Here is a 23,139-nt window from a genome sequence, read left to right on the forward strand (position 1 = left end):
CCGGCCGGCGACCATCCGCGGGCGGGCACCGATCCGGTGCCCGCCCCCTCAGTCACCCCGAAAGGGCGTTTTCCCGATGTTGCTCGACCCCGGCATGGATCTCACCCTGCGGCCGATGCGCTACCCCGAGTTCTACGAGCGCTACCGGGCCGCGATCCGCAACACCTGGACCGTCGAGGAGGTGGACCTCGCCTCCGACCTGGCGGACCTGGCGAGGATGACACCCGAGGAGCGTCACCTGATCAACCGCCTGGTGGCGTTCTTCGCCACCGGTGACTCGATCGTGGCCAACAACCTCGTCCTCAACCTCTACCAGCACCTCAACGCCCCCGAGGCGCGTCTCTATCTCAGCAGGCAGCTGTTCGAGGAGGCGGTGCACGTCCAGTTCTATCTGACGCTGCTGGACACCTACCTGCCCGACCTTGACGAGCGGGTCAAGGCGTTCGCCGCGGTCGAGCACATCCCCTCGATCCGCGACAAGGCGGAGTTCTGCTTCCGCTGGATCGACTCGCTCGGCGGCCTGACCCGGCTGGAGACGAGGGAGGACCGGCGGGCGTTCCTGCTCAACCTGATCTGCTTCGCGGCGTGCATCGAGGGCCTGTTCTTCTACGGGGCCTTCGCCTACGTCTACTGGTTCCGCTCCAGGGGGCTGCTCAGCGGCCTGGCCACCGGGACGAACTGGGTCTTCCGCGACGAGTCCATGCACATGGAGTTCGCCTTCGGCGTTGTGGAGACCGTACGGGCCGAGGAGCCCGAACTGTTCGACGACAAGCTCGCCGAGCAGGTCACCCGGATGATCGAGGAGGCGGTGGCGGCCGAGCTGGCCTTCGCCGCCGACCTGTGCGGCGACGGCATGCCGGGAATGGGGGTGGAGCAGATGCGACGCTACCTTGAGTACGTGGCCGACCAGCGGCTGGTCAGGCTCCAGATGCCCGTCCGGTACGGCACGGCCAACCCGTTCGCGTTCATGGAGTTGCAGGACGTGCAGGAGCTGGCCAACTTCTTCGAGCGGAGGGTTTCGGCCTACCAGATAGCCGTCGAGGGGAATGTCGCCTTCGACGAGTCCTTCTGATTAGCTAATGGCCCGGGGAAGAGAACGACGAGAGGGACGCCGTCAGTGTCCAACTGGATCATCCTGATCGTTTCCGTGGTCGCCGCCGTCGTGGCGGTGGAGGTGGTGCGCAGGGTGCTGCGCTCGCGGCTGATCGGCGAGAAGTGGGCCCTCGCCGGTCCGGTCGTGAGCCGCTGCACCTGGCCGGGGTTCGTCACGGCCGCCGTGGCGACGGCCTACACCGTCTACGAGCCCGGTATGGCGGAGGGCTCGGTCAGCCAGGTGATCGACCGAGGCCTCAGCGTGGCGATGATCGGGGGTGCCACCTGGCTGGTCATCCAGGCCGCCTACGCCGTCACCGACGTGGTCCTGAAGCACCTGGTCACGGTCCAGGGCGAGGGTAACCGCAAGGCCCGTCGCATCCGCACCCAGATCACCCTGGTCCGCAGGGTCGCCTCGGCGGTGATCATCGTGGTGGCGCTGGGCGCGATGCTCTTCACCTTCCCGCAGGTACGGGCGCTCGGCGCCGGTCTTCTGGCATCGGCCGGGATCGCCGGCGTCGTCGTCGGCATCGCCGCCCAGTCGACACTGGGCAACCTGCTCGCCGGCCTCCAGCTGGCCTTCAGCGACGCGCTCCGCCTGGACGACGTCGTCGTGGTGAAGGGCGAGTGGGGCCGCATCGAGGAGCTCAGCCTGACCTACGTGGTGCTGCGGCTGTGGGACGAGCGCCGGCTGGTCCTGCCCGTCTCCTACTTCACGACCAACCCGTTCGAGAACTGGACCCGGCACAGCAGCAGGGTGATCGGCCACGTGTTCATCCGGGTCGACTGGTCGGTGCCGATCGAGGAACTGCGCACCGAGCTCTACCACGCCCTGCGAGAGCACCCGCTCTGGGACCAGAAGGACTGGGCCATCCAGGTCACCGACACCCTTCCCAACGGGCTGCTGGAGCTGCGCGCCCTGATGAGCGCCGCCGACTCCGCCAGCGCCTGGGACCTCAAGTGCGACATCCGCGAGCACCTGGTGGCCTTCGTCCGCGAGAAGTACCCCCAGGCCCTGCCCCGTTTCCGGGTCGAGACCCCGCCCGTGCCCGCCACCGTTCCCGGGACACTCACCGGGCTGATGGGCAAGGACCCGACGGTGCCGCGACCGGGCCGTTCCGGTGGCCAGGGCGACGGCCGGCCCGATCCGTTGTGAGATGACCGTCGTTGGCCGCCGCGAAGGAGATCGTGGACGGCCGCGCCGACGAGGCGCGCTTCCTGCTGTGGCAGCAGGAAGCGCGCGAGGAGGTCACCGAGGGCGTCGCGGCCTTCCTCGGACGTCGCCCGCCCCGCTTCACCTGGACCGGCGCGGGGCGCGGCGGTCAGTCGGCCATGACCTCGTAGAGGTTGCGCGTCTCGTCGACGAGGAACAGGCCGCGCGCGGGTATGGAAGGTCCCCGGGCCGGGTCAGCGTTCGACGATCTCGTTCTTGCCGATGATGACGACGCCTCCCCTGGTCACCGCGAATCGGCTGCGGTCGTACTCGAGGTCGAAGCCGATCCGGGCGCCGTCCGGGATGATCACATTCTTGTCGATGATGGCCTTGCGGACGATGGCCCCCCGGCCCACCTTCACGTTGCCCATCAGGACCGAGTCCTCGACCTGGGAGTGGGAGTGCAGCACCACGCCGGGGGAGAGGATGGAGCGCTCAGCCAGCCCACCGGAGACGACCACGCCCGCGGAGACCAGGGAGTCGATCGCCCGGCCCACCCGATCGCCGTCGTTGTGCACGAACTTGGCCGGGGGGAGCGGATCGTGGCCGGTGTAGATGGGCCAGTGGCTGTTGTAGAGGTTGAAGACCGGATGCGCCGAGATGAGGTCCATGTGGGCCTCGTAGTAGGCGTCGAGCGTCCCGACATCCCTCCAGTAGCCCCGGTCGCGCTCGGTGGAGCCGGGCACGACGTTGTCGGCGAAGTCGTAGACCTCCGCGCTGCCCGACTTCACCATCATCGGGATGATGTTGCCGCCCAGGTCGTGCTTGCTCGTCGGGTCGAGCGCGTCCTCCCTGAGCGCGTCGATCATCGCCTGGGTCTTGAAGACGTAGTTGCCCATCGACGCGTAGACCTGGTCGGGCGCGTCCGGCAGGCCCACCGCGTCCTTCGGCTTCTCGTGGAACGCGACGATCCGCCGTCCGGCCGGATCCGCCTCGATGACCCCGAACTGGTCGGCGAGGGAGAGCGGCTGCCGGATCGCGGCCACGGTCACGTCGGCTCCGCTCTCGATGTGCTGCTCCACCATCTGCCGCGGGTCCATGCGGTAGATGTGGTCGGCGCCGAACACGATGACGTGGTCCGGCATCTCGTCGTAGATCAGGTTCAGGTTCTGGAACAGCGCGTCGGCGGAGCCGGAGAACCAATGCGGACCGAGACGCTGCTGGGCGGGGACCGGGGTGACGTAGTTGCCGAGCATCGCCGACAGGCGCCAGGTCCGGGAGATGTGCCGGTCGAGACTGTGGCTCTTGTACTGCGTCAGTACGACGATCTGTAGGTAGTTGCTGTTGGCCAGATTGGATAGCACGAAATCCACGAGCCTGTATATCCCCCCGAAGGGCACTGCGGGCTTCGCCCGATCAGCTGTCAGAGGCATGAGCCTCTTACCTTCTCCGCCGGCGAGCACGATCGCGAGGACTCTCATGTGTGGACCTTAACCTGATGAATCAGAGGTGAAACACTAGTGCGACGTTCCTCACCGAAAGTGCGGATCCACCTCGGTCCTGATATGCAGGAGAAGGCAGGCCCGATAATCTCGGTTTCCCCGTAGCGCATTCGCAACCTCCGCTGAGGAACGGAGCACTAGGCTGTTCATATGCGAGTGGATCTACTGACCCGTGAATATCCCCCCGATGTGTACGGAGGTGCGGGAGTTCATGTCGAGTACCTCGCCCGGGAGCTGCGCAGGCTCGCCGACACCCGGGTCCATTGTTTCGGAGCGTCACGGCACGAGGAGGGCGTCGCGGCCTACCGGGTGCCCGGCGGACTGGAGGCGGCCAACACCGCGCTCCAGGTGCTCGGTGTCGACCTGGAGATGGCCGCCGGGTGCGAGGGCGCGGACCTGGTCCACAGCCATACCTGGTACGCCAACTTCGCCGGTCACGTCGCCAAGATGCTGTACGGAACACCCCACGTGGTGACCACGCACAGCCTGGAGCCGCTGCGACCGTGGAAGGCCGAGCAGCTGGGCGGCGGTTACACACTGTCGTCGTGGGCCGAGCGCGGCGCGCTGGCGAGCGCCGACGCGATCGTCGCGGTCTCGGAGGGGATGCGCCGCGACGTGCTGGCGAGTTACCCTGAGATCCCGCCGGAGAGGGTCACGGTGATCCACAACGGGATCGACACCGGGGAGTACGCCCCCGACCACGGCACCGACGTCCTGGTCCGGCACGGCATCGACCCGAACCGGCCGTACGTCGTCTTCGTCGGCCGCATCACCCGGCAGAAGGGCCTCGTCCACCTGCTCCACGCGGCGCGTGACTTCCACCCCGAGGCTCAGCTGGTGCTGTGCGCGGGCGCGCCCGACACCCCGGAGATCGCCGTCGAGGTGACCAAGCTCGTGCACGGGCTCGGTCGCGAGGGCGTCGTCTGGATCTCGGAGATGCTTCCCCGCTCCGAGGTGATCCAGATTCTCACCCACGCGACGGTGTTCGTCTGCCCCTCGGTCTACGAGCCGATGGGCATCGTCAACCTGGAGGCCATGGCCTGCGAGACCGCGGTCGTGGCCACCGCCACCGGCGGCATCCCCGAGGTCGTGGCCGACGGCTCGACCGGCCTGCTGGTTCCGATCGACCAGGCGGCCGACGGCACCCCGCACGATCCCGACGCCTTCGCCGCCGACCTCGCCGAGCGGGTCAACCGGCTGCTCGCCGACCCGGCCCTCGCGGCCCGGATGGGCGAGGCCGGGCGCCTGCGCGCGGTGGAGCACTTCTCCTGGGAGCGCATCGCCGATCGGACCATGGAGCTCTACCGGCAGGTAGCGCGTGGCCGGATGACGGCTTCCGCAGGGGTGTGAGGGATTCCTAGGCGGTCAACGACCCCCTCCTGAAGGAGGGGGCTTGAGGCGCGGTAATGCGCTTTGAAGCCCCGCGTTGACCAGCCCTGGCCATCGCTCAAGGAGGTGCGTTTTGATGGCTACGTTGAACACGAGATCGCAGACCCACCGGCAGGTGCTTCCTCAGCCTGCCGCTCTGGAATTCGTGGGAGCAGACACGCCCGAGGGTGGGCACGAAACGGCTCACGGACACCGCCGCCAGGCGGTACCTGGTGTTCAACCCGGGCGAGGGGAGATCGAGCGGACCGGCACCCGGTCTGCTCGGCGTCACCCCGAGGACGCTTCGGCGTCCGAGGGAGCCAACCGTGAGGTTCACCCCGTCGTGTTCGTCCTGGACAGGCACGGCCACCCGCTCGACCCCTGCCATCCCGCCCGTGCCCGTCGCCTGCTGGCGGCCGGGCGGGCGGTCGTGGCCCGTCACACCCCGTTCGTCATCCGTCTCAAGGACCGCGACGCGGCGACCTCGACCGTCGAAGGCGTGCACGTCGGCATCGACCCTGGCAGCAAGCACACCGGTCTGGCCGTGTTCACCCCGCGTGGCGCGAACCGGAGGGGAAGGTACGCGATCCAGCTCGACCACCGAGGCGCGGCGATCCGCGACAAGCTCACCGCCCGCTCGCGGTATCGACGGCGACGCCGTGGCGCGAACCTGCGTTACCGCGCGCCCCGGTTCCTCAACCGGGCCAAGCCGAAGGGGTGGCTCGCGCCGTCGCTGCGACACCGCGTCGATGTCACCTTGTCGTGGGTGGCGCGGCTGACCCGGTGGGCGCCCGTGGCCGCCGTCCACGTGGAGAAGGTCTCCTTCGACACGCACGCCCTGTCGGCCGGGCGGCCGCTCGAAGGAGTGGAATACCAGCAGGGCACCCTCGCCGGGTACGAGGTCCGCGAATACCTGCTGGCCAAGTGGGGGCGCACCTGCGCCTACTGCGGCGCGAGCGGCCTGCCACTCAACCTCGACCACATCCACCCCCGCAGCCGGGGCGGCTCCGACCGGATCAGCAACCTCACCCTGGCCTGCGTCGGCTGTAACCAGACCAAGAACGCCACCCCGATCGAGGAATTCCTCAACGGCAGGCCCGCCCTGCTAGCGAGGATCCTCAAGCAGGCGAAAGCACCGCTGCGCGATGCCGCCGCCGTCAACGCCACCCGCTGGGCGCTGTGGCGGGCACTGGAAGCCACCGGCCTGCCCGTTCACACCGCCTCCGGCGGCCGCACGAAGTGGAACCGCTCGCGCACCGGCGCGCCGAAGTCGCACACGTTGGACGCGTTGCACGTCGGCGAACTGGAGACCGTGACCGCCTGGCCGCCGGTGGTCCTGGTGGTCGCGGCGACCGGGCGCGGCACCTACGCCCGCACCACCCCCGACCGATACGGGTTCCCCCGCCTTGTCCGGCCACGGAGCAAACTGCGCCACGGCTTCCAAACCGGCGACCTGGTCCGGGCGAACGTCCCGGCGGGCAAGAAGGCCGGGGTGCACGTCGGGCGAGTCCTGGTCCGCTCCTCCGGCTCGTTCGACATCACCACCCGGCACGGCCGCGTCGCCGGGATCAACCACCGCCATGTCCATCATCTTCAGCGCGCGGACGGCTACGGCTACACGACTCAGAAAGAAGCCGATCGACATGGCTGACCGGTCAGGGCACGCTCGGGCCTTGGCGGCCCTCCCGCTCCCGACTCCTCCCCGGCCTGAAGGCCGGGGCATCCTCGGGAGGTTCTGGTGAACTTTCAGATGAGGATCACCGATCGTCATGGTGGCGTCAGCACCGGTCCGTACGGCAGCCGCAACCTCGGAGGCCTGTGTGGTGACGAGCCGGACGCGGTCGCGGCGAACAGGGCCAGGACGGCCGCCGAGTTCGGTCTGGAACGGGTCGTGTTCATGCGGCAGGTTCACAGCGCCGACGTCCGTTACGTCAGCGCGCCGTTCGGTGACGACCCGCCGCCGCTGGACGGGATCTGCACCGACGTGCCAGGCCTCGGCCTGGCCGCGCTCTGTGCCGACTGCGCGCCCGTCCTGCTGGCCGAGCCGCGGGCAGGTCTGGTCGGGGCCGCGCACTCGGGGCGGGTCGGCACCGTGTCCGGCGTGGTGACGGCCCTGGTCGAGGAGATGGCCAAGCGCGGTGCGGTCCCGGCGAGGATGACCGCCCTGATCGGTCCGATGGCCTGCGGCACCTGCTACGAGGTTCCCGCCGAGCTGCGGGAGGAGGTGGCGGTGGACCTCCCTGAGGCGTGGTCGATCACCTCCGGGGACACCCCGGCCCTCGACCTGCGGGCCGCGATCACCTCGCAGCTCGGCAGGGCGGGTGTCGGAGAGATCATCCACGACACCCGCTGCACCATCGAAACCGCCGATCTGTTCTCCCACCGCAGGGAGGGCACGACCGGCAGGTTCGCGGGTTACGTCTGGCTGGAGCCCTGACCCGGACCTTGTCTCGGTCGGGTATGGGGCGGCTCCCACAGCACCAAGTGGTGAGCTCCGGCGCGACATCTGGCTGGAGCCCTGACCCGGACCTTGTTTCGGTCGGGTATGGGGCGGCTCCCACAGCACCAGGTGGTGAGCTCCGGCGCGACCGAACGCGGTGGAACCCGGCAGGTTGCCGTAACGCCGGTCACGAGGGGACGCGTTCCAGCACGACCACCGGAATCTCCCGGCCGGTCTTCGCCTGGTAGTCGTCGTAGGCGGGCCAGGCCGCCGTCATGATCTGCCACAGTTCCGGCTTCTCCTCCGGGGTGGCGGTGCGCGCCCTGGCCGTGAACCGGTCCCCCAGCACCTGGACCTCGACCTCGGGGTTGGCCTGGAGGTTGAGATACCACAGCGGAGGGTTGTCGGCACCGCCCTTGGAGGCCACCACCAGGAAGTCGTCGCCATGGCGCTGGTAGATGAGCGGGGTGTCGTGCCGTTCGCCGCTCCTGCGGCCTGTGGTGGTGAGGATCAGGGCGGTGGTGCCCTGCCATTCGTGTCCTTCGGCACCATCGGTCGCCCGGTACCGCGCAACGTGCTCTTTTCCGTACAGCATGATCTGTCCCCTCTGACAACTTACGCAGGTCAGTACCCGTCAGAGGGGATCTGTCACATCGGGTCGCTCAGTCCGCCGCCAGGATGCTTCCGTAGGCGCGGGCGGCCAGATCCGCGATCAGGTCGTGAGAGCCGAGGAGATCGGCGCACTCGGCCCCGATCTCCGCCGCCGCCGCGCTCGCGAGCCCCGGGGCCGCCTCGGGGCCTAGGACGCACGGGGACAGGGCGATCCGCTGGGCGCCGATGCCGCGGAGCCGCTCGGCCGCGTCGGCCACGGCGGGTGCGCTGTCCAGCGAGGCGACCAGAACGGGCAGCGTCAGCCGGGAGGCCAGCAGCACGGCCGTCGACTGCGCCTCCGCCGCCGCGTTCTCTCCGCCGACGGTGGCGAGGATGACCGCGTCGACCGGGGTGTCGACCGGGTTGGAGATGTTGAGCAACCGCATCCGGTCGGCCCGTGCCAGGTTCTTCTCCGCCAGGCGGATGTGTAGTGCCTCGGCGAGCAGCGGGTGCGGCCCCAGTGGATCGGTGACCGTCACCGACACGCTGCTGGCCGTGACGGCCGTGGAGATCAGCTGCTCCGCGACCGGGTGCGGGCCGGTCAGCAGCGGCACCACGATGGCGGCTGTGGCGTCTTCGGGACGCTCCCTGGCCGCCGACTCCAGCTCGGAGGTCAGCTCCTTGGCGTCCTCGCCGAGCCCGGCCAGTCTGACCTGGATCTGCGGGTTGTCCACCCGGATGAGGGCCGCGAGCTCCGCGGCGGTGCCGGAGGTGTCGCCGAGCGTGGCCAGCACCAGTGCCGGCGCCTCGGGCGGGAGCTGGGAAGGCACGGGCCTGCGGTGCCTGCCGGAGGGCCGTACCGGGCGCCCTCGTACGGGGAGGATGGGACTCTCACTCACATGCGCGGACTCTAGGGCCATTTGACTCTTCCCGTGACCGGAAACGGCGGCATTTCCGTCACAACATTCCGAAAGGCGGGGTGCGCGGGATCATCCGGGACGGGTCTCCCGGTGTCTCCGGTCGGTGCGCGGCCGGGGGATCCTCCGAGGTCAGACATCGCGGTGGCCTTCCCACTCGTCCTCCAGGGCCGAGTGCACGATGGAGTCGCGCCAGACTCCGCGGGCCCGGACGTGATGCCTGATCCTGCCCTCCTCGACCATTCCGGCGACCAGCATCGCCAGCTGGGCGGCGGTGTTGGCGGGGGAGCGGGCGCCCCAGATACGGTGCAGGCGCAGGTCGCGGAAGCCGAACGCCAGGATCAGCCGGATCAGGTCGGTGCCGATGCCCCGGCCCCAGTGGTCGGGGCGGAGCCCGAGGCCGATCTCCGCGCTGTGCGGGTGGTCGGCCTCGATGTGCAGCCGGGCGACGCCGAAGGCCTCGCAGCCGTCGAGGTCTGTCACCGCCAGCATGTAGAGACGCCGGGGCTCGGTCTCCGAGGACTTGATCGCCTCGATGATCGACTCTTCGACCTCCTCGCGCGTGCGGGGGTCGAACGGCAGGTGTTCGGTGGCCGTTGGGTCGCCGTATACCGCGTGCAGGGCGTCCACGTCATCGATGGTGACTTCCCTCAGCCGGAGTCTCCGGCCCGAGATCTCAACGTGGCGCATGCGCAGACGTTAACGTCTCGGGGGTTCCACGGCTAGAGATCATTCCAATAAGTGGACATACCATCATTTTAGTGATCTTATACTCACGCCTCCGCGTGTGCCCAGGCCCAGCTCCAGGCCATCGTGTGGCCCCGGCCGGCCGGCCCGGGACCCGTCGCCGGCGAGAGGGCCGGCGGGGTGCGGGAACGGCCGGGGAGCTGCTGACACGGGCCCGAGGGTTCGAGCGGTAGTCGCGGAGTTATGGGGCAGAATGGGCGGATGATTCCTCCGAGTCTGCATGTGCCGGTAGTCATCGGCCCCGGCCTGGTCGCGGACCTCCGCCTGCTCACCGAGGTGGCCGACCGCGAGTTCGCGGCCCTCGGGGTCAGCGGGACGGTGTCGATGACCTCCGACCTGCCCGGCTTCCGGGCGGCGCTGGACTCTCCCGGTGCCCTGGTCGTGCTGCCGGGTCCGGATCCAGGGGCCCGCGGCCTGTTCGCCGAGCGTCCCGAGGCGGTCTGGCTCGACGTGACGAAGTCCGAGGCCCCTCTCCCCGGGTCGGCCGGCGGCGCGTTGGGCACCCACCTGCACGGGCGAGGAATCTGGGGGCTGACCTGGGCGATCAGACACGCCGTGCACCGGCTGCGCCGACCGGCGCACCGGGTCGCCTATGGTGATCATCCCGACCAGTGGGCGGAGATACGGCCGCCGTACGGGACCGCGGGGCAGGCGCCGTCGCCCGAGGCCGACGGGCAGACGCCCGTCGCGGTGCTGCTGCACGGCGGTTTCTGGCGCTCGATCTGGGGTGCGGACCTGATGGACGCGCTCGCCGTCGACCTCGCCGAGCGCGGGTTCGCCGCCTGGAACCTCGAGTACCGTCGCCCCGACCTGCACGGCTGGGACGCGACCACCGCGGACGTCGCCCGGGGCATCGCCCTCGCGGCACAGGGCGCCCGTGGCCCGCTTGTGGTGATCGGCCACTCCGCGGGCGGGCAGCTCGCCCTCCGCGCCGCCGCCGACGACGCCGCCGCCGACGACCGGCGGATCACCCTGGCCGTCTCCCTGGCCGGAGTGCTCGACCTGGCCGAGGGGGACCGCAGGCACATGAGTTCCGGCGCGGTCGCCGCCGCGCTCGGCGGATCCGTGGCCGAGGTGCCCGAGACCTACCTGCGGTCGGGGCCGCTGGAGCGACTCCCCCTGGTGGTTCCCCAGCTCATCGTGCAGGGTACTGGGGATGATCTGGATCTGGTCGACTTCGGCCGCCGCTACGCGCGAGCCGCCCAGGAGTCAGGTGATCAGGTGATATATCTCGAAATGTCGGGTGATCATTTCGACGTCATCGAGCCCGCGTCGCCGATCTGGCGGGCCACCGCCGAGGCGATGGCCGAGCACTGCAAGGCCACCTGACGCGACGTCCCATCTCAGGCGGGTGACAGGGGACGCCAGGGGACGGGGCTGGACAGCACCATCATGCTCGACGGGTGGCCGTACGGAGCGAGCCGGTCGATCATCTCCTCGAACGTCGTCATCGAGGAGGTGGCGACCCGCAGCAGGCAGCAGGCGTCACCGGTCACCCGGTGCACCTCAAGGATCTCCGGCCAGGCCAGCGCCTGCTCGTCGCGGAGCACGCAGCGGGGGCCATAACACGACATCCTGATCAGGGCGGCCACCCCGCGCCCGGCCCGTGACGCGTCGACCCGGGCATGGTAACCGGTGATCACCCCGGTCTCCTCCAACCGCCGTACCCGCTCCGCCACCGCCGGAGCCGACAGATGCACCCGCCGGGAGAGCTCGCTGTACGACAGTCGCGCGTCCTCCTGCAACTCGGCCAGCAGTGCCCAGTCCATCGTGTCCACGATCACGCTCCGTCATGCCGTAAGTTGATCTGCTCGATGCCTTCCGTTCCGAAGGCACAACCTAATAATCACCTTTCCTGCATCATTTTCGTACAGACCGATACGGAGCACTATGGAGGTGCACAGGCGTAGGAGGAGCGATGACCGCTATCAAGCAGCTCACGGAGCAGGACCGCAAGGCGCGCGCGGAGGCCAATGACGGGCTGCCAACGCTGGGATTCGAGGCCGGCACGCCCTACGACGACTACGTGGGCACCGCCGCCCTTCATGATCTTCAGCACACCGTCACCGACGCCCCGGAGGAGCTGGCGTTCCTGGTCACCACACAGGTGATGGAACTCTACTTCGGGCTGCTCCGCTCGGAGTGGCGGCTGGCCCAGCGGCAACTCGACGAGGACGACGTCACCGCCGCGACGGGGACGATCAGGCGCACGGTACGGCACTTCGAGGCGCTCAACGCCGCCTGGGCCGCGCTGAGCTGGCTGACCCCGGCGCAGTTCAACACCTTCCGCGACGCCCTCGGCGAGGGTTCGGGCTTCCAGTCGGCGCTCTACCGCCACGTGGAGTTCCTGCTCGGCAACAAGTCCGAGGCGCTCATCAGGCCACACCGCCGCAACCCCGAGGCGCACCGGGAACTGGTGGAGGCACTGCACCGGCCGAGCCTCTACGACTCGGTGCTCGCCATGCTCGCCCGCGCGGGCCACGCGATCCCCACGTCGGTGCTCGAACGCGACCTCGCCGCGGAGTACGAGCCCAATGCCGAGGTCGAGGCGGTCTGGGTCGAGGTCTACGCCGGGCCGCTCGCCCCGCTGGCCGAGACGCTGACAGACCTGGCCGAGCAGTTCTCCGACTGGCGCTACCGGCACCTGATGGCGGTGCGCCGCTCGATGGGCGCCAAGCCCGGCTCGGGCGGATCCAGCGGCCTGAGCTGGCTGGAGCGGAGCATGCGGCGGGAGGTCTTCCCCGAACTCTGGACGGCCCGCACCCTGATGTGACGCGACGCCGTCACCGCCCGGGTCAGCCGGTCTGGCAGACCGGGCACCAGAAGAGATTGCGCCCGGCGAGCACCTGAGTACGGACCTCGGTGCCGCAGAGGAAGCAGGGCATGCCGGAACGCCGGTAGACGTAGACCTCGCCGCCGTGGTCGTCGACGCGGGGCGGACGGCCCATCGCCTCCGGAGTGTGCTCGGGCCTGACCGTGTCGATGCGGCCCACCCGGACACCGTCGGCCATCAGGACCACCAGATCCGCCCAGATCGCCTCCCACCGCTCGCGGGTGAGGTCGCGGCCGGGCCGTGACGGATCGACGCCCTGCCGGAACAGTGCCTCGGCCCGGTAGATGTTCCCCACGCCCGCGACGACCGACTGGTCCATCAACAGGACCCCCACGGAGGTGCGGCTGCGGCCGATCCGCCGCCAGGCCGACTCGGGGTCGGCGTCCGCGCGCAGCGGATCGGGCCCGAGTCTGGCGTGCAGCGCGGCCTTTCCCGCCGGGTCGAGCAGCTCGCAGGTGTTGGGGCCACGCAGATCCGCGTACTCGCCGGTGTTGCTCAGGCGTAGCCGCACCATCCCGGTCGGTGCGGGAAGGGGGACCGGGCCGAAGGCGTACTTGCCGTAGATGCCCAGGTGGACGTGGAGCCACCGCTCGTCGTCGAAGCCGAGCAGCAGGTGCTTGCCGTGGGCGTCGGCCTCGGTGAGCACCCGTCCGTCGATCCGCAGCGCCCCGGCGGCGAACCGCCCCTGAGGGCTTTCCGCGCGGACCTCACGGCCGCCGAACGCCCGCCGGTGCTCCCCGGCCAGTCGATGAATGGTGTGTCCTTCAGGCATGATCCCGAAATCATACGGCGCGTCCGGTGATGGTCAGGGCGGCGTGGCCACCGTCTCCGGCCGGTGCCCGTGCCGTCGCCGGAGCAGGGCGTGGGCCGACGCGGCGAGGGCCGCCCCGGCCGCGTAGGCCACCAGGTCGGCCGCGCCGAACGTGCTGCCGAGCACCAGCCTGGCCAGCACGCTCACCTCGGAGAGCGCGGCCGGAACGGGTGTCAGCTGGGCCAGCTCGACCGCCCAGCTGAACGCCGGCGCGCCGAGCGCGGCCCGCACCGGTGTGATCCGGGGCCACACCAGCACGATCAGCGCGTACACCAGCGCGGTGTAGAGGGCGTCGCCCGCGTACTTGCCGAACCAGCCGCCGGTGACCGCGCGGACGGTCAGCCCGGCGGCGACGGTCAGGGCCGCGGCGAGCGCGGCGAGCAGACGGGTGCGGAGGGTGGGCGACACCCGCCCACGATAGCGATGATGTACGGAGGTCAGGGAAGGGATGGCAGGCGGCGGTCGTGCAGCCAGCCCGCGAACAGCCTGTTCAGCGGCCGCACCGTGTGGCGCGTGGCCAGCGCGGTGAACGCCTCGGTGCTGACGCTCCCGTGGCGGTGCCCGGCCGTCCACTCCCGCAGCAGCGCGAAGAAGGGGTCGTCGCCGATGGTGCGCCGGAGCGCGTGCAGGGTGAGCGCGCCGCGCCGGTAGACGCGTTCGTCGAACAGGCGATGGGGGCCGGGGTCGGCCAGGACGAAGTCCTGGGGGAGGTCGGAGAGCAAACGGTGCCAGTGGCGCGCGTGGTCATCGGATGACAGGCCGCCGGAGTTCTCCGACCAGATCCACTCCGCGTAGGACGCGAACCCCTCGTGCAACCAGATGTCGCGCCAGTCGGCCACTGTCAGACTGTTGCCGAACCACTGGTGGGCCAACTCGTGGGCGACCAGCCGCTCCTCGCCCCGTCTGCCGTCCACGTGGTTCACCCCGAAGATCGACATGCCCTGCGCCTCGACCGGGATCTCCAGCTCGTCGTCCACGACCACCACGGTGTAGGAGCCGAACGGGTAGGGGCCGAACCGCTCGCGGAAGACCTCCATCATCCGGCCCTGACGCTCGAAGTCGTGGCGCACCCGCGAGGCGTGCCCGGCGGGGAAGAGCAGCTCCATCCCCGGGCCCGGCTCGGCCCGCTGGTAGCGGCCGATCTGCACGCTCGCCAGGTAGGAGGCCATCGGCTCGGTCTGCTCGTACACCCACGTGGTCGTCGAGGCCGCCCGCCGCCGCGCGACCAGCTCCCCGTTGGCGGTCACCTGGTACGCGGAGGCGGTGGTGACCGAGATCCGGTAGGTGGCCTTGTCATCGGGCCGGTCGTTGCACGGGAACCACGACGGGGCCCCGATCGGCTGGCTGGCCACGATGACGCCGTCGGTGAGCTGTTCCCAGCCGAGCTCGCCCCAGTGGCTGGCCACCGGCTGGGGACTGCCCGCGTAGCGGACCTCGACGGTGAAGGGGCCGGGGCGCAGCCCGACCGGCGACAGGTGGAGCTTGCCTCCGCGATGGGTGAAGCGCACCCGCGCGCCGTCGACCAGCACCCCGCTCACCCGCAGGGCACCCAGATCGAGGGAGAGCCGGGTGAGCCGCCGCAGCGCCACGGCGGAGATCCGGGCGACGCCACCCAGGCGGTTCGGGCCCACCCGGTAGTCGAGGGTCAGGTCGTAGTGCTCCACCCGGTAGCCGTCGTCGCCGTGCGTGGGGAAATACGACTTGGGGGTAAAGGGCGTGCTCAGCACCACACCGGCTTCCTCTGTTCCACTCTCTTCGTACGCTATCCCCGCCGGGTCCATGCCGCGATCGGGTTGCCGAACCAGCGGGTCCCGGCGGGCACGGACTCGCCGCGCATCACCAGGGAGGCCGGTCCGACCGTGGTGTTCTCCCCGATCACCGCCGCGGGCAGGATCACCCCGTGGGGCCCGAGCGTCGATCCGTCCCGCATGACGACAGTATCGATGCTCATCACGCGGTCGTGGAACAGATGAGTCTGCAACACGCATCCCCGGTTCACCGACACCCCGTCGCCCAGGCTGACCAGGTCGACCTCGGGCAGCCAGTACGTCTCGCACCACACGCCCCGGCCCACGCGCGCGCCCAGGGAGCGCAGCCACACATTCAGCGGTGCCGTCCCCAGCCAGCGCTGGGCGAACCAGGGCGCGGCCAGCACCTCCACGAAGGTGTCGGCCAGTTCGTTGCGCCACACGAACGAGCTCCACAGCGGCCGGTCGCCCACTGCGATCCGGCCCACCAGCGCCCACTTGGCCACAGTGGTGACCGCCGCGGCGAGCACCCCGCCGCCCAGCACCACCACGCCCGACAGGACGATCGCCGCCGCGAAGCCGTACGCCCTGGCCAGCCACTCCAGAGCCGCCGCCACGAGCACGGCCACGGCGACGGTGCACATCACCGGGACGACGCGGCACACCTCGACCGCGGCGCGGGCGACCTTCAGTCTCGGCGGCGGATCGTAGGTGCGGCTCCGGTCGATCTCCTCGGTGGCCCTGCGCAGCTCCACCGGTGGCATGCCCAGGTAGGACGAGCCCGCCTTGGCCTTCTTCGGCGCCGCCGACAGCACCGCGACCAGGCCGTCCTTGGGCACCTTGCGCCCCGGTGCGGTCATCCCCGAGTTGCCGAGGAACGCGCGCTTGCCGATCCGCACATGGTCGACTCGCAGCCGGCCGCCCTCCAGCTCGTACGGTGCCACCATCGTGTCGTCGGCGAGGAAGGCGCCGTCCCCGACGGAGGTCATCGACGGCAGCGCCAGCACCGTCGACAGCTCCACGTCCCGGCCGACCTTCATACCCAGGGCGCGTAGCCAGGCAGGGGTGGCCATGCTCGCGTACAGCGGGAACAGCCAGACCCGCGCCATCGACATCAGCAGGCCCGTCGCCCACGCCTGCCAGGCCTGGCGGCTGTGCACCGGGTGCTGCCCGGGGTGCAGGCCGGCCGAGAGCAGCCGCACCGAGGCAACGGTCAGCAGGACGAGGGTGGCCGCGGAGACGACGGTGGCCACGGGCACCCCGGAAAGGACGGAGGTCAGGGAGGGGGCGCCGCCGCGCAGCAGCACGGCGAGGCCGGGCAGCACGGCGATCACCGGGAAGAGGCCCAGGACCGGCGCGGACAGCCCGTAGACCGCGGCCCAGCGCCACGAGCGCGGCGGACGGTCGGCCGACGGCTGGCGGGCCTTGCCCATCCGGCTCGCGGGCACGCCCGCCCAGCGCTCCCCGGACGGCACCGAACCCGCCACCGCCGAGCCGGGCGCGACCTGGGCGTTCTTGCCGATCTTCGCGCCGGGGAACAGGGTGGTGCGGGCGCCGACCGTGGCGGAGGCGCCGATCTTGATCTCGCCGACACGCACCCGGTCGCCGTCGATCCAGTAGCCGCTCAGATCGACCTCGGGTTCGACCGCCGCGTACTTGCCCAGCTTGAGCATCCCGGTTATCGGCGGCATCGAGTGCAGGTCCGCGTCATCGCCGATCTGGGCGCCGAGCGCCCACGCGTAGTGGGTGAGCCACGGGGCGCCGGACACCTCGCCCACGCCGAGCCGCTCGGCGAGCTGCTCGGCGAACCAGAGCCGCAGATGCGTGCCGCCACCTCGGGGGTAGGTGCCGGGTCTCAGCCCGCGCAGCAGCAGCCGGGCGCCGCCCGCGGCCAGCGCGATCCGCCCGGCGGGGCTGACGAACAGCAGCGCGCCCGCGAGCACCCACCACCACGAGACGGCCGGGGCCCAGGGCAGGTTCACCAGGTTGTTCAGCGCGGCCAGCGCCACCACCCAGCGCAGCGCGCCGGCGGTGAGCAGTGGGATGGTGAGCACCGCCTGCGTGATCGCGGCACGGCGCGGCATCGGCGTGACGATCCGGTCGGTGGTCACGATCTCCGGCGCGTCGAGTGCCGACAGGTGCCCGGCGAGCCGGGGCAGCGTCGGGTTGTCGTAGACGTCGCCGACGGTGACCGCGGGGTAGCGGGTCCGCAGCGCCGAGACCAGCCTGGCCGCCGCGAGGCTGGTGCCGCCCTCCGCGAAGAAGTCGCCCTCGACGCCGCCGAGGATGTCCAGCCAGCACTCGGCCACCCACGGGTCGGCGTCCGGCACCCCGGTAGGGGCCGGGCCGGGCCTCTTGGGCAGCGGCCAGGGCAGGGCATCCCTGTCGATCTTCCCGGAGGTGCGCGTCGGCAGGTCGTCCACCAAGGCGATCCGGGGGACCAGCGCGGCGGGCAGGGTGTGGCGGAGGCGGTCCCTGGCGTCCTGCTGGTCGAACTCCTCGCCGGGCACGACGTAGCCGACGAGCAGCTGGTGCCCGCCACCGGTCGTGCGGACCGCCGCGGCCGCCCCGGCGACCCCGGGCAGCGCCCGCAGGGCCGCGTCGACCTCGCCCAGTTCGATCCTGCGGCCGCCGAGCTTGATCTGCTCATCCGCCCGCCCGACGAAGAGCAGTCCCTCCGGCTCGGCCCGTACCAGGTCGCCGCTGCGGTAGGCGCGTTTCCAGCCGAGCGACCCGAGCGGGGCGTACTTCTCGGCGTCCTTGGCCGAGTCCAGGTATCTGGCGAGCCCGACCCCGCCGATGACCAGTTCCCCGGTCTCGCCCATGGCCACCGGCTCGCCGTCCTTACCGACGACGGCCAGATTCCAGCCCGCCAGCGGCAGCCCGATCCGCACCGGCCCCTCCCCGGTCAGCGGCGCCGCGCACGCCACCACCGTCGCCTCGGTCGGGCCGTAGGTGTTCCACACCTCGCGCCCCGGCACGGCCAGCCGCTCGGCGAGCTCCGGCGGGCACGCCTCGCCGCCGAAGATCAGCAGCCGTACGTCGTCGAGCGTCTCGACCGGCCAGAGCGCGGCCAGGGTCGGTACCGTCGACACGACCGTGATGCCCATGTCGACCAGCCACGGCCCCAGGTCCATGCCGGTGCGCACCAGCGCCCGCGGTGCCGCCACCAGGCAGCCGCCGTGCCGCCAGGCCAGCCACATCTCCTCGCAGGAGGCGTCGAACGCGACCGAGAGCCCCGCCAGCACCCGGTCACCGGGCCCGATGGGCTCCCCGGCCAGGAACAGCCGCGCCTCGGCGTCGACGAATGCCGCCGCGTTGCGATGGGTCACCGCCACGCCCTTGGGCTTTCCGGTGGACCCCGAGGTGAAGATGATCCACGCGTCGTCCTCGGGGCCGGGCCGCCCGCCGTCGCCGTGAGACGGGACGGCCGGGCTGTGTGTCAGGTCGTGTGCCGGACCGCCGTCGAGAGGGGAGACGCCAAGGTCGCCGTAGGGGATGATCTTCCCGCCGTCGACGATGACGGCGCGGACTCCCGCTTCGCCGAAGACCAGCTCGGCCCGCTCGTCGGGGTCGTCGGCGTCGACCGGTACGTAGGCGGCGCCCACGGTGAGCACGGCGACGATCGCGAGGTACAGTCCGACGGTGCCCGAGGGGATCCGCACCCCGACCCGGTCGCCGCGCCCGACCCCGGCGGCCCGCAGCTCCAGGGCCATCCGTCCGGCCTCGGCCCGCAGGCCGGTGTAGTCGAGACGGGTCCGCCCGTCGTCCAGCGCGGCCGCGTGGGGGTGGCGCCGAGTGGTCCGGTCGAGGATGTCCAGCAGCGTCCTGGCCTGCGGCGCGTTCCCTCCCGGCAGGAGCGCCCGCGGTGGCACGTCGGTGTCGGCCGGTAACGGACTCACGGTCTTCCCCCATGTGGTGTGAGGCCCTTCCGGCCACGGAACAGCTTATGCGCATGGGGTTAACGCATTTCGGGTGCCTGGTTGTACGTCGGGTGAACCCTGCCTTTCCGATCATATTCCGGCTGGTCGGCCGCCCGGAGGAGGCTTCACTCGAAGCGGGGTGCGCATCGTGTCCATGCGGTGCGGGACCGTGAGCGGACCCGCTACCGGCGGTGCCGTCCTGGGTCACTGCCCCGCTACGCCTCATCGGCGCATCACTTGTCGTCGCCGGGGTCGTGGTGCTGGTCAGGGCATTCGTCGGGTTCGTCGTGGAAGGGCTGGGCACTCCCGCCCCGATCGCACCGCCCGAGCGCCTGGTCGTCGGCGGGATGTACAGATACGTCAGGAATCCGATGTACGTGGCCGTCCTCGCGACGATCGGCGGGCAGACACTGCTTCTGGGGCGGCCCGTCCTGCTGCTGTACGGCGCCGTCATGGCCGCGTCCGTCGTCGCGTTCGTCCACTGGTACGAGGAACCGAATCTGCGCCGCAGGTTCGGCGCCGACTACGAGAGGTACCGTGCGGCCGTGCCCGGCTGGTGGCCCCGTATGCGCGCCTACAACCTCTGATCCCCTCACCTGGCGGGAGGCGGAGCCGCCGTCACGGACGGGGCAGCCACCCTCTGGTGGCCGCGAGGTAACCGGCCTGGAAACGGCTGCGGGCTTCGAGCCGCTCCATCAGGTCGGCGGTGACCCGGCGCAGGGTGCGTACCGAGACATCGAGCCTGCGGGCCACCGCCTCGTCGGTGAGTCCGGCGGCGAGCAGGCGGAGCACCTCGCGCTCCTGGTGGCTTAGGCCCTTCTCGTCGCGCCTGCGCTCCTCGCCGAGGGGGGCGGCGGCACCCCAGGTCTGCTCGAACAGTGCGACCAGGGCGGTGACGACGCCCGCGCCGCGCAGCAGGACCGCGCCGACGCTGCTGTCCTCGGGATCCGTCGGCAGTAGGGCCACCCGCCGGTCGAAGATGAGCATGCGGAGCGGAAGGCCGGGAATGCTGCGCACCCGGCCGCCGCGGTCGGTGAGCCAGGCCGCGTATGCGCTGGTCGGCTGGTCGTTGCGGACGCTGTCGGGGTAGACGACGCGGATCGCCACACCCCGGTCGAGCAACGCCTCGTCCAGGGGGCGGCTCGCCGCGATGTTGTCCGGCGTCTGGGCGCTCTTCGGCTCGAACCCGAGTAGCTCCTGCCGGCAGTCGGCGACCAGTTCCTCGATCCTGGTACGGATCGTGTCGATGCCGACGAGGGACTCGGAGTCCTCGCCGGAGCGCGCCGGGTTCTGGTCGGCGTAGGCCGCGATCATCTGGGCGACGGCCGTCCGGCTCCGCTCGATCTCCTGCTGCTTGGCCAGCAGCGCGGCCTCCTCGCGGGCCAGCAGCGCGGCCAGTCCCACCTCGGGCCGGACCAGGCGCAGCACGTCCGGCTCCTCCCAGGAGGGGCGTAGCAGCGACAGCTTGGCCAGCTCGTCCAGCGTGCTGCGGATCCGGTGGACCGGCCAGCCCAACTCCAGGCTCAGTTCCATCACGCCGTAGGAGGGATTTTCCAGAATGGTGCGGTAGACGGTTTCCTCGGCGGACCCGATGCCAAGCAACATGAGCACGACTCCTCCCCGGTTCGAGCATGACCGAGACCCGATCTGCGGGCAGGACCCACGATGGTCTCAGCCTGAAACTAGCCAGGCGTAGTGACGACGGGGTTATGTGATCACCTTCGGGCACGCGTCTTCGGGCACGCGTCTTCGGGCACGCGTCTTCGGGCACGCGTCTTCGGGCACGCCAAGGGCGGGAACGGCGGGGCGGGAGAGCCGTTCCCGCGTCGGCCGGTAGTCACCGCCCGCGGCGGAACGGGAGCTCGCCGACCGGCCTGCGGCACGCTGGCATGACCCTGCCACGTTAGGGACCTGCCAGGCGAAATGCCTGGTTTATTCGTGGTGCGCCGACCACTGTCGATTCATGTATCTCATCAACGCGCACCTACGCGCCCCCGAGATCGAAGGCCGCCTGGCCCCACCCGGCGGCCGGATGTCCGCGCGCGAGATCCGGCGCCTGCTCCTGATGCTGGCGGAGCCCGAGGAAGGGCTTGAGCATGTTTACGGCGAGGACCACGCCGACGGCGTCGACCTCGGCCTCTTCATTCGCAGGCCCACCCTCGACGCCGCCGAGAGCGCGGCGGCCCGGCTCTGCGCGCGCTGTCTCGACAGCGTGCCCGGACTCGCAGGCTGGTCGCTGGCGGGCTGTGGCACCGACCTCGTCCTCGCTCTCGCCCGCTTCAAGGCCTCCGGCGGCCAGGCCTGTCAGCGTCCTGCCATTGCAGCGCGCTGACAGCCCCTAGGTCTTCCGGAATACCCAGATATCGACCAAGAATCGAAGTGTCAGAACAAAGCGGGAAATGTCCGAAGGAAGTAGTTCGGAAAACCACCCGCGAAACAGCGAAAAAGGGCGCCGAGAATTACCGGCCGAAAGGAAGAAGAACGATGAATGCCGCGGTCCGTTCAGTCGCCACCGTATTCGGCGTCCTCTCGCTCACCGTCACCCTCACGACCGCCGTGGCGGTCGTGGCCGGGGAGAAGGTCGGTGGCCCCGCGGCCACCACGGTTCTCATTCTGGCCGGCGGAGCCGGCTGGCAGTGAGCCGATCAGGAGAAACCCATTCGTCACGGGCACCGCGCCCGAGAAGTCGTCCGGGAGGCGACCATCGTGAAGCACCAGGAAGTCGAGTTACTCGCTCTCGGCGCAGGGCCGTCGAACCTCGCCCTCGCCGTGGCTCTTGAAGAGCTCGCTCCGGAACTGGCAACCAGAACGCTGATCATAGAGCAGCACGAGAACGTGGCCTGGCAGCGGGGAATGCTGCTGCCCTGGACGCAGAGCCAGGTCTCCTTCCTCAAGGACCTGGTCACCCTGCGGAACCCGCAGAGCAGGTTCTCCTTCGTGAATCACCTGCACTCGGTGGGACGGCTCAGTGAATTCGTCAACCTGGGTAGTTTCACCCCGTACAGAATGGAGATTTCGAATTACCTGCTCTGGGTCGCGGAGTCGCTCGCCCAGGTGCGCATCGAGTACGGCCGGCGCTGCGTGGCGGTCGAGCCGATCCTGGCCGGCGACGGCCGGGTCGAGCGCTGGATCGTCCGGCTCGCCGACGGCTCGACCATCGGCTGCCGCACCCTGGTGGTCGGCGCGGGCCGCGATCCGCACATCCCCGAGGTGTTCGAGACGCTCCCTCGGGAGCGGATCATCCACAGCACCGAGTACAGCAGGGGGATCGCCGGGCTCGACCACGACGCCCCGCACCGGGTCGCGGTCATCGGCGGCGCGCAGAGCGCGGCCGAGATGCTGTGGGCCACCCACCAGAGCATGCCCAACGCCGAGTGCACGATGATCATGCGCTCCATCGGCCTCAACGGCTACGAGAGCAGCAAGTTCACCAACGAGCTCTTCTACGCCTCCTTCGTCGACGAGTTCTACGATTCGCGCCCGGATGCCCGACGCCAGCTCCTCAGCGAGATGCACCGGACCAACTACGCGGGTCTCTCACCGGGCCTGCTCGAAAGCCTCTACCGGCAGATCTACCTGGAGCGCCTCACCGGACAGGAGAGGATCCGGATGATCACGATGGCCGAGATCGCCCAGGCCAGGATCGAGAGCGGTGAGATCATCCTCACCCTCAAGGACAGGAAGAGCGGCCGTCTCGACGAGCTGCCCTGCGACGTCCTGCTGCTCGGCACCGGCTTCGACCGCCGGATGCCCTCGCTCATCCGCGACCTGGCCACCAGGACCGGCCTCGGCGAGATCGACGTCGACCGTTTCTACAAGCTGACCCTGCCCGCAGGGTCGAGCGCCGCCTGCTACCTGCAAGGCGTCAACGAGGACACGCACGGCATCGCCGACTCCCTGCTCAGCACGCTGGCCAACCGGGCGGAGGAGATCGTCGGCGACATCCAGGAGAGCCTGGCCACGGCCGAGATCCTGTCGCCGTTCGCCCTGCCGGTCGCCTCCTGATCCCCCCGA

The 23,139-nt window shown here is 70.3% G+C and carries 22 protein-coding genes; 12 read left to right on the forward strand and 10 right to left on the reverse strand.

The window, feature by feature from the left end; genetic code table 11:
- The first annotated feature begins 76 nt into the window (after positions 1 to 76).
- Genes OIE13_RS08350 through OIE13_RS08360 form a run of 3 tightly spaced genes read left to right on the forward strand, consistent with a single transcriptional unit; the run spans position 77 to position 2,436 of the window.
- The gene (locus OIE13_RS08350) at positions 77 to 1,072 is read left to right on the forward strand and encodes a ribonucleotide-diphosphate reductase subunit beta (protein ID WP_326641374.1); all 996 of its coding nucleotides are present in this window, start codon (positions 77 to 79) and stop codon (positions 1,070 to 1,072) included.
- A 45-nt stretch (positions 1,073 to 1,117) separates the two neighbouring features.
- Positions 1,118 to 2,248 carry a mechanosensitive ion channel family protein gene (locus OIE13_RS08355; RefSeq protein ID WP_326641372.1) on the forward strand — a complete coding sequence of 377 codons (1,131 nt, stop codon included), beginning with the start codon at positions 1,118 to 1,120 and terminating at the stop codon, positions 2,246 to 2,248.
- A gap of 11 nt (positions 2,249 to 2,259) precedes the next feature.
- The gene (locus OIE13_RS08360; RefSeq protein WP_326641370.1) at positions 2,260 to 2,436 is read left to right on the forward strand and encodes a hypothetical protein; all 177 of its coding nucleotides are present in this window, start codon (positions 2,260 to 2,262) and stop codon (positions 2,434 to 2,436) included.
- Positions 2,437 to 2,499: 63 nt separating this feature from the next.
- Here the strand turns inward: OIE13_RS08360 and glgC are convergent, their stop codons facing one another.
- Positions 2,500 to 3,726: a glucose-1-phosphate adenylyltransferase gene (gene glgC / locus OIE13_RS08365; RefSeq protein ID WP_326641369.1), complete on the reverse strand. Its 1,227-nt coding sequence runs from the start codon at positions 3,724 to 3,726 to the stop codon at positions 2,500 to 2,502.
- A gap of 171 nt (positions 3,727 to 3,897) precedes the next feature.
- Between glgC and glgA the strand changes: the two genes are divergently transcribed.
- From glgA to pgeF, 3 genes are all read left to right on the forward strand, one after another.
- Entirely contained in the window at positions 3,898 to 5,097 is a 1,200-nt protein-coding gene (gene glgA / locus OIE13_RS08370) for a glycogen synthase (protein WP_326641368.1), read from the forward strand.
- Between the two features lie 361 nt (positions 5,098 to 5,458).
- Positions 5,459 to 6,766, forward strand: coding sequence for an RNA-guided endonuclease IscB (iscB, locus tag OIE13_RS08375; RefSeq protein ID WP_326829836.1), 1,308 nt, complete (start codon positions 5,459 to 5,461; stop codon positions 6,764 to 6,766).
- A 99-nt stretch (positions 6,767 to 6,865) separates the two neighbouring features.
- Positions 6,866 to 7,552 (forward strand): peptidoglycan editing factor PgeF, encoded by a 687-nt coding sequence (gene pgeF / locus OIE13_RS08380; protein ID WP_326646835.1) that lies wholly within the window; start codon positions 6,866 to 6,868, stop codon positions 7,550 to 7,552.
- A 190-nt stretch (positions 7,553 to 7,742) separates the two neighbouring features.
- On the opposite strand, the gene OIE13_RS08385 is transcribed toward pgeF, so the two are convergent.
- The 3 genes from OIE13_RS08385 to OIE13_RS08395 all read right to left on the reverse strand — a co-directional run bounded on the left by OIE13_RS08385 (position 7,743) and on the right by OIE13_RS08395 (position 9,753).
- Positions 7,743 to 8,150 (reverse strand): nitroreductase family deazaflavin-dependent oxidoreductase, encoded by a 408-nt coding sequence (locus OIE13_RS08385; protein ID WP_326641364.1) that lies wholly within the window; start codon positions 8,148 to 8,150, stop codon positions 7,743 to 7,745.
- A 67-nt stretch (positions 8,151 to 8,217) separates the two neighbouring features.
- Positions 8,218 to 9,045, reverse strand: coding sequence for a sirohydrochlorin chelatase (locus OIE13_RS08390; protein WP_326641362.1), 828 nt, complete (start codon positions 9,043 to 9,045; stop codon positions 8,218 to 8,220).
- Between the two features lie 150 nt (positions 9,046 to 9,195).
- A complete protein-coding gene (locus OIE13_RS08395) occupies positions 9,196 to 9,753 on the reverse strand; it encodes a GNAT family N-acetyltransferase (RefSeq protein WP_326641360.1) in 558 nt (185 codons plus the stop codon).
- A gap of 258 nt (positions 9,754 to 10,011) precedes the next feature.
- Here OIE13_RS08395 and OIE13_RS08400 point away from each other — a divergent pair, with 258 nt between their 5' ends.
- Positions 10,012 to 11,139 carry an alpha/beta hydrolase gene (locus OIE13_RS08400; protein WP_326641358.1) on the forward strand — a complete coding sequence of 376 codons (1,128 nt, stop codon included), beginning with the start codon at positions 10,012 to 10,014 and terminating at the stop codon, positions 11,137 to 11,139.
- A 14-nt stretch (positions 11,140 to 11,153) separates the two neighbouring features.
- Here the strand turns inward: OIE13_RS08400 and OIE13_RS08405 are convergent, their stop codons facing one another.
- Positions 11,154 to 11,579, reverse strand: coding sequence for an Lrp/AsnC family transcriptional regulator (locus OIE13_RS08405; RefSeq protein WP_326646834.1), 426 nt, complete (start codon positions 11,577 to 11,579; stop codon positions 11,154 to 11,156).
- 149 nt (positions 11,580 to 11,728) lie between these two features.
- On the opposite strand from OIE13_RS08405, the gene OIE13_RS08410 reads away from it, so the two are divergent.
- Positions 11,729 to 12,583: a tryptophan 2,3-dioxygenase gene (locus OIE13_RS08410; protein ID WP_326641356.1), complete on the forward strand. Its 855-nt coding sequence runs from the start codon at positions 11,729 to 11,731 to the stop codon at positions 12,581 to 12,583.
- A 22-nt stretch (positions 12,584 to 12,605) separates the two neighbouring features.
- On the opposite strand, the gene OIE13_RS08415 is transcribed toward OIE13_RS08410, so the two are convergent.
- Genes OIE13_RS08415 through OIE13_RS08430 form a run of 4 tightly spaced genes read right to left on the reverse strand, consistent with a single transcriptional unit; the run spans position 12,606 to position 19,104 of the window.
- Positions 12,606 to 13,415, reverse strand: coding sequence for an Fpg/Nei family DNA glycosylase (locus tag OIE13_RS08415; RefSeq protein ID WP_326641354.1), 810 nt, complete (start codon positions 13,413 to 13,415; stop codon positions 12,606 to 12,608).
- Between the two features lie 33 nt (positions 13,416 to 13,448).
- Positions 13,449 to 13,862 carry a ribosomal maturation YjgA family protein gene (locus OIE13_RS08420; RefSeq protein ID WP_326641352.1) on the reverse strand — a complete coding sequence of 138 codons (414 nt, stop codon included), beginning with the start codon at positions 13,860 to 13,862 and terminating at the stop codon, positions 13,449 to 13,451.
- 29 nt (positions 13,863 to 13,891) lie between these two features.
- Positions 13,892 to 15,184 (reverse strand): M1 family metallopeptidase, encoded by a 1,293-nt coding sequence (locus tag OIE13_RS08425; RefSeq protein WP_326641350.1) that lies wholly within the window; start codon positions 15,182 to 15,184, stop codon positions 13,892 to 13,894.
- A 32-nt stretch (positions 15,185 to 15,216) separates the two neighbouring features.
- Positions 15,217 to 19,104, reverse strand: coding sequence for a Pls/PosA family non-ribosomal peptide synthetase (locus tag OIE13_RS08430; protein ID WP_326641348.1), 3,888 nt, complete (start codon positions 19,102 to 19,104; stop codon positions 15,217 to 15,219).
- Positions 19,105 to 19,316: 212 nt separating this feature from the next.
- Here OIE13_RS08430 and OIE13_RS08435 point away from each other — a divergent pair, with 212 nt between their 5' ends.
- Positions 19,317 to 19,712: a methyltransferase family protein gene (locus OIE13_RS08435; RefSeq protein ID WP_326641346.1), complete on the forward strand. Its 396-nt coding sequence runs from the start codon at positions 19,317 to 19,319 to the stop codon at positions 19,710 to 19,712.
- A gap of 31 nt (positions 19,713 to 19,743) precedes the next feature.
- On the opposite strand, the gene OIE13_RS08440 is transcribed toward OIE13_RS08435, so the two are convergent.
- The gene (locus OIE13_RS08440) at positions 19,744 to 20,730 is read right to left on the reverse strand and encodes a helix-turn-helix transcriptional regulator (RefSeq protein WP_326641344.1); all 987 of its coding nucleotides are present in this window, start codon (positions 20,728 to 20,730) and stop codon (positions 19,744 to 19,746) included.
- A gap of 358 nt (positions 20,731 to 21,088) precedes the next feature.
- Here OIE13_RS08440 and OIE13_RS08445 point away from each other — a divergent pair, with 358 nt between their 5' ends.
- The 3 genes from OIE13_RS08445 to OIE13_RS08455 all read left to right on the forward strand — a co-directional run bounded on the left by OIE13_RS08445 (position 21,089) and on the right by OIE13_RS08455 (position 23,130).
- Positions 21,089 to 21,457 (forward strand): hypothetical protein, encoded by a 369-nt coding sequence (locus OIE13_RS08445; RefSeq protein ID WP_326829837.1) that lies wholly within the window; start codon positions 21,089 to 21,091, stop codon positions 21,455 to 21,457.
- A 152-nt stretch (positions 21,458 to 21,609) separates the two neighbouring features.
- Positions 21,610 to 21,765 carry a hypothetical protein gene (locus OIE13_RS08450; RefSeq protein ID WP_326641340.1) on the forward strand — a complete coding sequence of 52 codons (156 nt, stop codon included), beginning with the start codon at positions 21,610 to 21,612 and terminating at the stop codon, positions 21,763 to 21,765.
- A gap of 66 nt (positions 21,766 to 21,831) precedes the next feature.
- Positions 21,832 to 23,130: a SidA/IucD/PvdA family monooxygenase gene (locus OIE13_RS08455; protein ID WP_326641338.1), complete on the forward strand. Its 1,299-nt coding sequence runs from the start codon at positions 21,832 to 21,834 to the stop codon at positions 23,128 to 23,130.
- The last annotated feature ends 9 nt before the right edge of the window (positions 23,131 to 23,139 follow it).

It is taken from the genome of Streptosporangium sp. NBC_01810 (assembly GCF_035917355.1).
GTDB lineage: Bacteria > Actinomycetota > Actinomycetes > Streptosporangiales > Streptosporangiaceae > Streptosporangium.

Coding starts and splice junctions, on each gene's coding strand:
- OIE13_RS08350 (WP_326641374.1), top strand. CDS start 77: ATGTTGCTCGACCCCGGCATGGATCTCACCCTGCGGCCGATGCGCTAC.
- glgC (WP_326641369.1), bottom strand. CDS start 3,726: ATGAGAGTCCTCGCGATCGTGCTCGCCGGCGGAGAAGGTAAGAGGCTC.
- glgA (WP_326641368.1), top strand. CDS start 3,898: ATGCGAGTGGATCTACTGACCCGTGAATATCCCCCCGATGTGTACGGA.
- pgeF (WP_326646835.1), top strand. CDS start 6,866: ATGAGGATCACCGATCGTCATGGTGGCGTCAGCACCGGTCCGTACGGC.
- OIE13_RS08385 (WP_326641364.1), bottom strand. CDS start 8,150: ATGCTGTACGGAAAAGAGCACGTTGCGCGGTACCGGGCGACCGATGGT.
- OIE13_RS08395 (WP_326641360.1), bottom strand. CDS start 9,753: ATGCGCCACGTTGAGATCTCGGGCCGGAGACTCCGGCTGAGGGAAGTC.
- OIE13_RS08400 (WP_326641358.1), top strand. CDS start 10,012: ATGATTCCTCCGAGTCTGCATGTGCCGGTAGTCATCGGCCCCGGCCTG.
- OIE13_RS08405 (WP_326646834.1), bottom strand. CDS start 11,579: ATGGACTGGGCACTGCTGGCCGAGTTGCAGGAGGACGCGCGACTGTCG.
- OIE13_RS08410 (WP_326641356.1), top strand. CDS start 11,729: ATGACCGCTATCAAGCAGCTCACGGAGCAGGACCGCAAGGCGCGCGCG.
- OIE13_RS08415 (WP_326641354.1), bottom strand. CDS start 13,415: ATGCCTGAAGGACACACCATTCATCGACTGGCCGGGGAGCACCGGCGG.
- OIE13_RS08440 (WP_326641344.1), bottom strand. CDS start 20,730: ATGTTGCTTGGCATCGGGTCCGCCGAGGAAACCGTCTACCGCACCATT.
- OIE13_RS08445 (WP_326829837.1), top strand. CDS start 21,089: ATGTATCTCATCAACGCGCACCTACGCGCCCCCGAGATCGAAGGCCGC.
- OIE13_RS08450 (WP_326641340.1), top strand. CDS start 21,610: ATGAATGCCGCGGTCCGTTCAGTCGCCACCGTATTCGGCGTCCTCTCG.